Origin of the sequence: Aureliella helgolandensis (assembly GCF_007752135.1) — a bacterium.
Taxonomy (GTDB): Bacteria; Planctomycetota; Planctomycetia; order Pirellulales; family Pirellulaceae; genus Aureliella; species Aureliella helgolandensis.
Genome location: NZ_CP036298.1, coordinates 4374202 through 4386457 on the forward strand (window position 1 = coordinate 4374202; position 12256 = coordinate 4386457).

A 12256-nucleotide genomic window follows, 5' to 3' on the forward strand; every position below is an offset into this window, starting at 1 on the left:
CCGCCACCAGCCCCCTACCGCACAGCCCACGCTAGGACCCAATATGGTGCACGTTGTCCATGACGTTTTCAAAACCTTGATCTGGCAATTTGGGGATGCGACTCCCCTCCACCAATAGATTGAAGGCGAGCTCGATGGTAACGGGGGCATCCCCCTCCATGCAGCTATGTAGAAAATGGAATGGATAGATTGCTAAAGAGCGTTTTGGACTAAAGACTCCCACCGCCCGGGCATCGTCGAAGTCCTGAAAAATCACTCCCGACCAGTCCCATCCCAAACTCTCAACTAACTGCATTCCCCATAAACTGCCTAGGATCAATGCGAAGTCTTCGTCTCCTGCATTGTCCGGCCGCTGCCCCTGCTGCCACTGGTAAACAAATCTGTCGATCGCAGCGACAACGGCAGATGCAGTCAATGGCTCGGTCGCAACGATCTCCAGCCAAGGCAACGCATCCATGGCACAAGATTCAATGTCGCGCATCAAGTCAGATTCAATAGGCTCTTCAGTAATTCTCATCAGACTCTGTAGCAATGGGGTAGCTCACACCTCCATTCGGACGTTTTCGGAGGCAGGAAGAAGAATACCCCACCGCTTGCTTCTTGTCACGCAACAAGCCCAGCAGATTCCCCAATATTCTCTTAATCTTGTCCCCCACCCGATTGACGGGAGATCGAGCAGCCCTAATTGCCCCAGATCCCAAGCCAGCAACCACCCAGTCGCCACCCACTAAGACATTGCCATACCAGGACTTGACTCCTGCACTCTGCGACCATGCGTGTTCGAAACGCATACGAAATGCCGAGCCACGGGCGCTGGAAATCGTGAACCACATCAGCTTGTTGCGGCGAGCGTTTGCTACAGCCGAATCACCGGTGCATCAGGAGCCAATTCCGTCACCATATCCAAAATCCGTTGATGACAACTGAGCAATACCGTCTGTACCTGTGGCTCCCAATTGGCGATCGCTGCCAGGGTGTGCCGCGTCCGTGCGTCATCAAAGTTGACGAAGCAATCATCCATGATGACTGGCAGAGGTTCGTTGTGATCGCTGTGGTACGTGATGTAGGCCATTCGCAACGCGAGATACAATTGTTCACGCGTGCCGGTACTCAGTCGGTCCGGTGCAAACGACTGTTCGTCTGCATTGCGGACCAGCATTGCTCCCCCCTTGCCGCTTTCGTGCTCGACGTCGATATAGCGTCCTCCCGTCAACTGAGACAAGTAATCGCGAGTCTTTTTCAGAAGGACGGGTTCATTGTCGGCTGCAAAACGCTCTACCGACTTTTGCAAAATGTACTGCGCCAATCGCTCAACCACCCACTGTTCAGCCAACTCGGCCAGTTCGCCACGTTGATTTTGCAAACTCTGCGAAAGATGCTGAGCCACCTGACTATTGGCAATCTGGTCGACCTGTTGGGTTAGCGAGCCAATCAGCTGATCCGCCTCTTTCCGCTGCTCATCGATTTCTGACAACTCACGCTGCAACTCCATTTCCCGCAACTCGACTTGCGGCAAATCCAGCTGTTGCAATTCATCCAACCAAGCTTCGTAGGCGGCTGATCCGGCCAAAGTTTTCAATGAAATCCTGCAATCGGCCCACTGCTGCCGCAAGGCCTCCGCCCGCTGAACATTGCTCAGCACTAGAGGTACCGCAGCGGCATTTTGACAGCCCATTTGATTGCAAAGTTCAGTTCGACGCGATTCAATCGCCTGCAACTGGGTGCGCCAGTCATCCACATGCCTCTGGCGATGTTCGACGGAAGCACTCAGACGAATACGATTCGCCTGTTCCAACCGACCGTTCTGCAGCTGCTTAAGCCAAATTTGAGCCTGATCTTCGCTCGCGCGCAGCATCCCACCAACTCGGCTACTGCTCTGGGAGGATTCCTCCCCGTGCGCAATGCCGCTCTGCCGAACGTCATTGTCCGAAATCTCTTGCTCCTGTGCAGCCAAGGGACTTCCGTCCCTATCAGCCTTACGATCGAGTCCATCTTCGCTCTGCAATTGCTGGGAAAGGCGAGCGACCGCATTGCGAAAGTCGGCCAACTCCCGATCCACATTCTCAATCTGGCTTTGCAAGCGCTGGACCCCCAAGTCCTCTCTTCTCAGTCGATCCAATGCATTGAGTAGATCGGTCACACGCTCTAGGGGCCACTCAGAGGGTGTCGGGACCTCCTGCAACCAGTCTCCATAACTAGCTGCAATAGTCTGCAATCTTGCCCGTAGAGTCTGTCGTTGGTCTACCAGCTGCTGACGAGTTTTTTCACTGGCTGCCAGCCGCGCCCGCTCTCGCTCAGAATCGCGTTGCTCGGCATCCCACTCGGCCAGCTGTTTCTGCAAACTGCTCGCCGAAAAATGGCGGTCTAAAACGGTGGGCCAAGCATCCAGTAGTTGCGATTGATGTTCCCGCATGACGCCGCGGGCGATTTGCACTTGGCGACGCGTTTGCTCCAACACCCGTTGCCGCTGCTGCCAGCGAGAGTAGTTCTGCAACCAATCCAACATCTCCGCTGGCGTCCCCAACACGAGCGGACATTTCTTCCACAAAGCAGCCCAGGAGCTCTCCGTCTTCTCATGGCTTTGTTGAACTTCGACAATCTGAGACTGCAACTCTTCGATTTCTAGCGCAGTAGCATCAATATCGTGCTTCCGCTGGTTCAGGATCGCCAAGCTGTCGGCAGATTGCAACATTTGGGTTTGCAGCACGTCTCCCGTATCACACAACGTTTTTAATTGAGTTAGCCGCGCAAGCTGTTGGTCCGCAGAGATCGTAGCGGCCAACAAAGGCTGCGTCAGATCATCCAACCAAGCATCGATGAGTTCCTGACGCTGGTTCCGTAGAAGCGCGTAGTCCCGCAGTAGGTCTCCACCGGCAGCATCACCCTGCAACGGCAACTCTTTGCGCAATTGCTCGTTGCGTTTGGCAACCTTAGACAATTCGATTTCCAATTGCCGCAGCTGGGTCGACTCCGATTCGAACTGCTCACGAAACTGCTGCATCTGCTTGGCGCGTGGTACAGGCCAATCGCACTCAAGATCCACTCCCGGTGCCACGTACTCTGTCAGCTGGGCCGCCAGAGCTTGCAGCTCCGCGTCTTTGCTTTGCTCCTCCAATTGAGCTACAGCATGTTGATATTCACGTTCATCGGCGGACAGCTTCTCGACCAACGGAGCCAACTGTGGAAAGTTCACGGGAACCGAAGGGGCGCTGGATTCTGCCAGCGGCGCATGGGGAGTCTCTAGAGTCTTCAGACTCGCCTCAAGCGACTCATGCTCGGATTTGACAGCGCGAAATTCCGTGCTCAACGCTTCTAGTCGTTTGCGAACAAGGTCGCTGACCGAAAAGCGACGAATCGATTCATCGCACTCGCGGAGATCTAGGGTTGCGAGCAATTCATCACGCGCGTCACAGGCAATCGCAAGCTGCTCATGCAGTTCCTGAAGCTCACTCCGCTTGGAATGCATTTCATCAGCGCGGTGACCCAATTGTTCAACTTCTGCCGCGTGGCTCCCAAAGTCGAATGCACCGGAGAGCGACTCCAACTCCTTTTGCTCCTGGAGCAACACCGCGGCTTCCGCTTCCAATCGACTGCTCAATGACTCGCTCTGCTGAGTCAACGCATTCCATGACGCCACCAGGGTCGAATCCACTCCTTCAGGGAGGCTAATCGCGTCCAATTGCATTTGCAATTCCACCGATTGACGCAGGACGGGCAACGCTTCCAATTGCTTGAGCACGGCCGAGCGTTCGACGAACGCGGCCGTGTGTCTCAGCCGAAGCCTTTCGCTGCTGGCCTTCGCCGTTGCTAGATTTTCGCGTAAATCTTTGACTGCCGTCGGTAAATACTGTGCCTGCTGCAGAGACTTCTGGGTGTTACTAATCTCCTTCAGCTGGACATTGATCGTCGACGTGGAGCCGCGTGCCTTGTAAAGATCGGTGAGTGAGTTGTTGAGGTCCGCCTGCAGCTGTTGCAACGCCCGAATTCCCCCCAACCCTCCGCCGACGAGTGCATCCGACAGATTTGCGTTTTTGAGAGCAGCCTCGCCAGCCCGCAATTCGTCCAACGAGAATCCGAAGAGCGTCTCGTAGGAGTCTAAATCCAGATGACAGAGCCAACGACGGAGTTCGTCATTGGGAATCGCATGCCCCTCTAGCGTCGCGTTGACCTCATCGATGCGGCCCTTCTTACGAGTGAACGCCAACTCGCCACCGTCAGCAGTTCGGAGCGAGACCGCAGCTTGCATCGTCTGCCGTGGCTGGAGATAGACGTTCTTGGCCTTGAAGCCAAACAAAGCCTGTCGCAAGCCATTCAACGCGGTTGTCTTGCCCGATTCGTTCTCTCCATAGATTAAAACTAGTGGGGCGGAATCCAGTTGGAATGTCTTCCTCGCGTAGATACCAAAGTTTTCGAGGGTGATGGACTCAATCTTCATTCTGCCTCCTCCGACGCCAACCTAGCGACCAGCAAATCGTGGGCTGAGCCAATCAATCGCGTCAGTTCCGCATCTTGCTCCCCTTGCAACGCAAGTGGCCAGCCACTTTCGGCAAGTTCACTCCGCGTCTTTTTGAGCAACTCTTCCAGCACGCTCTCGAGCTCGGCGCGCTGCACCGGGTTCTCTTGCAATTCAGAGGTCACCGTCTGCAGATACCTCAGTGGCAGCACCAAGTCCTCGATGGCTGGCGCCGAGGTCGGGCGCGTTGAAATTTTGATCGTCTCCAACCATACCGTTCCTAACTCGGCCAACCTTGCCCCCAGCGTTTGCCCCAAGCGTTGCACGGTGCCAGAACGCGTCAACTCCGCATGCAAGGGTGTCGCTCCCATCAAGCGGACACGCATTGCCAGCGAACGTCCCTCAGACGATTCAACATATGGCAGGGCCGCCGACTCCAAGACCTCTTCAATATCCCCTAAATGCTCAACCTGCGACAAATCCAGCTCCAGCTCGTACCAGCGGAGGCTGTCGGTCGGTAAGAATTCGTTCGACAGCAGCTCCCCATCCTGAAGTGTGATTAATTGGCACCCCTTGGGCCCGCTTTCGCGAATATGCCGCCCCTGCGTATTGCCACTGTAGCCGATCCAACTGCGTTCACTCAGCGACTCGGGGCTACGCACATGGATATGCCCTAGGGCCCAGTAGTCGTAGCCTTTGCTTTCGAGAATACTAACCGATGTTGGCGCGTAGGTATCGTGTTGGGACGATCCGGACAAGGAAGTATGCAGTACTCCCAAGTTATATAGTCCGCCAACGCGATCGGGATAGTTGACTGCCAAGTCACGCGTCTCGCTGCGCGCACCAAAACTCTGCCCGTGAATGGCCAAGCCCGCTGCTTCCAACAGGATCGATTCGGGTGCCTTTGCCCCCAGCTCGTGGACGCCCGTTGGCCATTCGATGACTTTTCCAGCTCCACTCTGAGCATCGTGATTGCCACGAATGAGGACTACGGGGATTTTCTCACGCGTGAGCCGTCGAAATTGGCTCTCGACCCAGAGCCCCGCTCCAGCATCCTTTACGGGGCCATCGAATAAATCCCCGGCGATGACCACGGCCGACACGTCGTGCTCAATCGCGTTCTGAACCAGCAGTTCCATACTCCGACGACTGGCGCGCTCCAACAGCTCACCGGTCGATTCGTCACCCCTCTTGAGCGCCGCGAGGGGGCTGTCAAGGTGGACATCGGCCACATGGATAAATCGAGTCTGGGTCATAGGCTTAAATCGCAACCGACAAGGTCGTCAGTACTTAGCATTAATAAATGGGTCGTGATGCGCTGACGCGGAATCTTAAAAAGATGCGCAACCACCTGAGCGTAAACGTTCAACTGCGCACGATGATGGGCGACCCGCTCGTCGAGCCACTCGAGTTGCGGCTGCGAACCATCATAGGCATCCGTTTTAAAGTCGATGATCTCCGCTCCGTAGGGGCGACCATCTTTCATGACGACAGCCAATCGGTCAATAGAGCCTGAGATGAGACAGGCCGCGACAGCCTGCGACTCGTCCGTCGCCCCCTTGCCTGCCGAGGGTGGGCCAGCAGGCATCGCGGCGCCACGATTTGCTGCCTGCACATCGGTCTCGTCCATCACCAAGCTGATGATGCGTTCGTTGTCGATCGCTATGGAATCAGGCACTATCCCGAAGACGCCTGCTTGGTAGCGTGACCTGGACAAAGCCCGCCGAACACTGGACAAATCCAACATCTGCTCAAAGTCCTCGATCACACGGTCGAGATCTAGATGCCTCAAAGCCTCAGGATCAACTTGCACCATCGCCACCCGTCGCAAGACCTCCCGATCCAACTGGTACGTATCCAGCCACTCAATTTGCTCGAAGAACGCATGAATCAAAGTCCCATAGGTTGCCCCCAGGCTACGGCTGTAGGAAAACGCACTCGCCAAGGGCAGGGGGGCAAAGGTTTGACCGATGTAGGACGGCGCAGTTACTCGCAATCCTCGTGCGGGAGCCCCGGCCGCAGCACGGCGGAGTTGAATGGTCACAGTAGTGGATGGTTCGACTCCGTTCTCAAACAAGGAACCGTCGCTGGGCTTCCCTGGATCCGCTGCGTTTGACGTGACTTTTTTTGCCTTGGATTTATGACTCCCTTGATACCACTGAGGGGCTCCCACCTCATACAGGATGGCACCCGGCTCCCCTTTTCGCGGACCATTGGGCGTTCCTGCAGTCAACGTTGATTGCAGGAGCGAGCCGAATTCTTGCGAGGGTGAGCTGCTGCTGGGTTTGGCATACATATACAACGCGCGACGCGCCCGCGTCATTGCAACGTACAGCAAACACAGCGATTCGTTCACCCCACGCTCCTTGTTTAAATCAAAGGCGCGCTGCCAATCCTTGGGCAACATGGCCTGCAGCTCCGCATTCATGTACCGCAACACACCGTCCGGTGGCATGCAGGGATCGTCGCCACGCAACACCAGCAAACTATTGTTCGACGACATGCCCGTTGTCAGATCGGGCAGAAACACCGCATCAAATTCGAGTCCCTTACTCTTGTGCACGGTCATGACTTTGACCTGCGCATCGGTAGGCAACGCCACTCGGCCTCCCATCACCGACTCTTCAAATTCCCGCAGTCGCCCCGCGTAATTCCTCTCAAAATCAATGGCGCTGCGAATCAGTTGCTGCAAACGATGCTGGTCCCACCAAGAGACTTGATCGGCAATCATATCGGCAAGCATCTCAATCGACCTAGCCAACCCTTGCCGCGATACCTTGCGTCGGAACCACTCCGATATCTCTTGAGGACTTGTCTCACCACGCTGGGGAAGAAATAGTGCGAGCGGCGACGTCAGCACGTGATGGGCGCAAATCCGATCTCCAGGATGATCTGCGAGATGAACCAGTGAAAGCACCAGCTGAACCGCCGCCGAATCCGTCAAGGGATTTCCACCATCCTGGCTAGCGGATACACCGCGCTCGCGCAGCAAACCGATCATCCGAGCAACATCGGCATTGGTGCGAAACAAGACTCCGACTCCCGACTCGCAATTCTGAGTCAGCTCTGCGATATCATCCGCTGCCTGTGAGAGCACCAGCAGTTTCCGTTCATCGCCGCTGAGGTCTTTGTCCGGCTTGAGCGAGTTTTTGAGGCAAACGTATCCCTGGAGATCTGTTCGCTGGGTCGCATGGGGTGGAAATCTCTGAGTCCACACTTGGGCGATGCGGTCACAACCGGCGAAATTGGAGTGCTCGGTTAAGTTCTGAAACACTTCATTGACCGCCTCAATGACCTGCGGGCTGCTGCGGAAGCTGATACTCAACTCGCTCTCTTCGACACCATCGAGCGAATCTCGAACCGTGTCGAAGATCTCGGCCACGCCACCGCGCCAACCATAGATCGCCTGCTTGGTATCTCCCACGCAAAAGAACGAGTGATCCGATCTCGGCGTTCCGCCTAGCGGAAGCGCCAAAGGACGCAACACATGCCATTGCTCCGGTGCGGTGTCCTGAAATTCATCCAACAGCAGGTGCTGAACTCCGCAGTCAAGTCGAAAGTGGACGCGTTCTCTTCCGGCTTGAACCTCTTCCGGAACTTCGCCGCGAGACATCCATCCCGACAGGTAAAATGCGATGTCCGAAAACGCCAACATCCTCTGGTTCCGCGTGAGCGTTCCGTATTCGACGTCATAAGCCTCTAGCAATTGGTAGCTTGCCAACGTCTGATTGCGACGAATGGGCAGCAACTCAGCAACCGAGCGCTCCGCCAAAATTTCCAACGCGATGTACAAATCAGATGGAATCTCCTTGCGGTAGTAAGTGGGAGGATCGTCATGAAACTTTCCATAGACACCGTGCCCCAGGACGGCTTCCCAATCACCGATACTGGCCAGAAGATGCAACTTTTCCATCGCCCCATCGGCACTTTTATGCCCCAGTTTGCTGCTCGAGACGGTTTGCAATGCCGATTCGACCGCCTGTTCCGACGGCGGTTTGGGAAGTGGCAGCTGATCCCAATGCTCTTGCTCGGTCTGGCGATAGACCTCATAACCACTTTGTACCGTCTGGCGAATTTGATCCGCCACCTGACGACTCGACTCCCCCTTGGCTAACATTCGTACTAAAGTGACCAGCGTGGCGCGATCCTGGCTATTCAGCATGCGGCCGATCGATTCCAACTGAACCACAGGCTCGGCCTGCGGGTCCATCGTGCTCCAGCCCGGTGGCAGGGCCATTTCGAGACTGAACGTCTTGGCGATCTGGGCAAAGAAACTGTCGAGCGTTCCAATCCGCAATCGGTGGAGGGTCGAGGTAACTCGCCGCAGCGCCGCCAAACAAGCCGCTTGAGAAACATCGACACCACTCAGATGCTGTGCAAGTTCCAACCGCTCCGATTCGCTTAAGCACGCTTTGGCGAGCCTCTGCAACACGCGATGCATGATCTCGCCGGCAGCCTTGCGAGTAAACGTGGTGGCCAGAATCGAATCGACTTCTTGGCCCGACAAAATGATTAACAGCAAACGATTGCTGAGTTGAAACGTCTTTCCCGTCCCGGCTGAGGCACGGATAATCATTGGCGGCAGGACCGGGCCTCGAACGACCGGTTTCTGGAGCAGCACCTCCGCTCCCTGCAAGACCTCAGCGGTTAGCCCAGCATTATCCTGAGTCTTGAATCGGTGCAACGACCGTTGCGGAGGTTCAACCGTCACCCGCTGAATCGCAGTCTGGCAGATCCTCTCGTAATCGTCGTAGGGAACCGATTCAATCGTCTCTGGCCAGAACTCACCTCGCGCAATGCGGCCCGCAATGGAGTCCGCCAGTTGCTTTGCTTCTTGCAACTGTTGAGGATCAAATTTGGCCTCATAAAATCCTGTATCCGAAGCTTGTTTCGGCAAGGAAATATAGCCCAGCAGCGGATCATTGTCGGTCCCCAGCTTGGGGCCTAAGAGTTGATAGAGTGGGAGTTGCAGATCCAGCCACCCCTTCTTCTTACTCCAGTGGACGCTCACTGGCTGCTTTACGGATTCGCTCGTCTTATAGTCCCAGATTGCCCATCGCCCGGTCTCCGGATGGAAGTCGATTCGGTCTACCCGACCAATAAGCGCAAGCTGATGCTCGCCCTCTCCGACTTTGATTCCATCGGTAGCCTGGACAGCGGCTTCGACTTTCTTGATGACCCATCCCTCGGCAGCCCGCTCTGCCTGTTTGGCTGCAAAAGCTGTCAAACGCTGCTCTGCTTGTTCAATCTGAATCAATACTGCCGCCGGTGGATGTTGTCCGTACCGTTGAATAGCCAATTCACCGATCTTGCGATTCAAAAAGTCGGCAATCTGGTCTGCATCTTGGCAATTCACCATGGCCGCATCCTGCCCCATGGCATCGAGCGTCTGGTGCACCAAATTGCCAAAACCTGCCGCATCCAATTCCACACTCGCATCGTCCGCCGCATGGAGACGCAATACTCGCCGCAAATAGAATCGATAGGGACAGGCCATGTACTCTCGAAAGCCGGTCACGGAAATGACCTCGGGCGGCACCACCTCCACTGGACGTGGAACCACCAATCCGCTTGCGCCACTTCGCGGCTTCCACCGTTGATGCACTGCGGGCAGAACATCGGCTTCCTCTTCCGAGACCAAATGCAAAACTCGGCTGGGCAGATCCTGCAATGCACAAGCCATCAGCAACCGACTTGGGACCAACGGATCGCCACTGGCATCTGTCTTTCCCACCACAATTTTCACATGCTCGCGTGCGTGCAACATGACCTGCAGCGAGTAAATGTCTCGGGCGTAGCGGCGGGCATTATCTAGCATCCCCAACTGCTTGCGGAGATTGTTGGGTAGGAAGGAATCCGAGTTGACACTCTCGGGCACGACGCCATCGTGCATTCCGGTAATGATTAGCGCCGGCGCGTCATCCAAGGCCAGTTCGAGCCACCCCAGCATTTCGATCGAAGTCACATCGGGTGGAGCTGCAATCAACGCCGTCGTCAAACTCCGTTTCAGCCAGTCAATCATTTCCGTCAGCGACAAACTTGGTTCAAGACTGGCCGGCATGTCACGCAGAGCTACGATCGCATCGCACAATTGAGTTGCGGCTGAATAGAGTGGGCCATCCAAGGGATCGTCTAAGCGGCAGAGCGTGCGGTCGTAGGCAGCCGCCAACGCTTGCAGCAAAGGCTGTCCCCAGTGGGAGACCGGTTGCTGCTCGGCATTCAACCCAGCCAGCCATTTGTCTAGAGCCTGGGTGACGGTCATGTAGACCTCAGCCCCCCGCGCCTCGCCATTGATAAACTCCTCAACCGACTTGGGCATCGCCGCCTGGTAGTATCGATCCAACTCGGACAACCAATTCCCTGGCAAGTCACATTTGGTAACGCGTAGCAGGTTCCCTACCGCCGGATGCCGCACCAAAGCAGCCAAGGCCGCGTAGCTGCGTGATTCAACAAATTGCCCAATCAGGCTCAGCAATTGGACTGGTTCAGATTGCAACAGGGGAGTGCCGGGGCCGTACCTTGCCGTCACCGAGCACAGATCCAGTTCGTGCTGTAGGATCGGAATCAGTCCACTGTCGGGAACACCGATCGTAATATCTCGGACGTGCAACGCATCGGCAAATTCAGCTAAGCAGGCTGCCGTCAATTCGGCTTGATCTTTGGGAGAGCTGCCGACCAGGAGTGAACCCGACGGCAGCTGGACCTCATTCTTTTGCCAGCGGTCGCTGACCAAACAGCCAAACGCGTCGAAGTCATCTGCCAGCGTCTCTGGTGCAGCAATCCAGACTTCAACCCGCTCTGAAACGCCTTCTAAGAATCCGCGCTGGGTGGCGTTCAAATCAACACAACCTACGACTAAGATCTGACGATCGGTCTGTGCCTCGTTAAATCTCAGGGCGCACAATCGGGCGGTCTGAATATCCCATAGCTTCAACCCATCGAGCTCGTGCAGGTACTCCTGTTGAACTGCTTGCATGGCTTGCCACCGCGGCCCTTCCGGGTGGCCTGCGAGTCGTTCCGCGATCAATTGGAAATCATGGCAATCACTAGCCAATTCACGATGCACACCCGATAGCATCCGCCCCAGCTCCAACCATTGCTGAACCGCTCCAGCGGCTGGCGGGGCGGGCACAATATGCCGCATCTGCTCGGCAGGCAAGCGTTTCAAAGCCCTCACCCAGGCGAGCTGTTGGACGAAATCGCTCGCAAACGGCAATTTGGCGATATACAACTGTTCCGGAAGCGCCCCCGAAGTCACCGCCTTGGGTGGGTAGAGAATTATGCCGGCCGCCTGTGCTTTCAGCGCCAGCAATTCGTTGAGCCGTCGGCATGCCAGTCCTCCGGGTAGGACGATGAGCAGCTCTCGCAAATCACACAACACCCCCTCAGTAAAACGCTGTAGCAATCGGTCCACGACGTTTGGCAAAACCGCTGAATCCCAGCCGACAAAGGTTCGTAGTGGATTTTGCGTGTCCCTTGCCTCAGTAGGCTCAGTTGAACGACGTTTCACAGTTCCAGCCATTGCGTGTACTTCCCCGATCGGGCGCCTTAATGCATCGCGCGAAGCGACCCGGCCTTCCTCGCCAAAAAAATCTGCTTCACAAGCCGGCTATTCTAACGCCCCCTGTGACACCTTGGGTCACGACTGCCCCAGATTTCCCTCCGCCCTCCATGTCCCGAGCTTCTCTCACTCCCCAGCTCACTCCCCAGCTCACTAACGCAGTTCACTAAAGCAATTCACCAGCACGGCCCCATTCTCAGAAAACGCGTTCCTCCGCCCCCCCATTGCTTTGTTTGCTCGGG

5 protein-coding genes are annotated in these 12256 nt (G+C 56.0%); all 5 read right to left on the bottom strand.

The window, feature by feature from the left end:
• Positions 1-31 precede the first annotated feature (31 nt).
• Positions 32-517, bottom strand: a complete 486-nt coding sequence (locus tag Q31a_RS15530; protein ID WP_145079641.1) for a hypothetical protein — start codon at positions 515-517, stop codon at positions 32-34.
• Positions 504-791, bottom strand: a complete 288-nt coding sequence (locus Q31a_RS15535) for a hypothetical protein (protein ID WP_145079644.1) — start codon at positions 789-791, stop codon at positions 504-506. The genes Q31a_RS15530 and Q31a_RS15535 overlap by 14 nt, the downstream gene beginning before the upstream one ends.
• Before the next feature lie 65 nt (positions 792-856).
• Positions 857-4435, bottom strand: a complete 3579-nt coding sequence (locus Q31a_RS15540; RefSeq protein WP_145079647.1) for an AAA family ATPase — start codon at positions 4433-4435, stop codon at positions 857-859.
• Positions 4432-5709: a metallophosphoesterase family protein gene (locus tag Q31a_RS15545; protein WP_145079650.1), complete on the bottom strand. Its 1278-nt coding sequence runs from the start codon at positions 5707-5709 to the stop codon at positions 4432-4434. The genes Q31a_RS15540 and Q31a_RS15545 overlap by 4 nt, the downstream gene beginning before the upstream one ends.
• Complete coding sequence (locus tag Q31a_RS15550) at positions 5706-11975, bottom strand: PD-(D/E)XK nuclease family protein (RefSeq protein ID WP_145079653.1); 6270 nt, start codon at positions 11973-11975, stop codon at positions 5706-5708. Before Q31a_RS15550 ends, Q31a_RS15545 begins: the two co-directional genes overlap by 4 nt.
• Positions 11976-12256 lie beyond the last annotated feature (281 nt).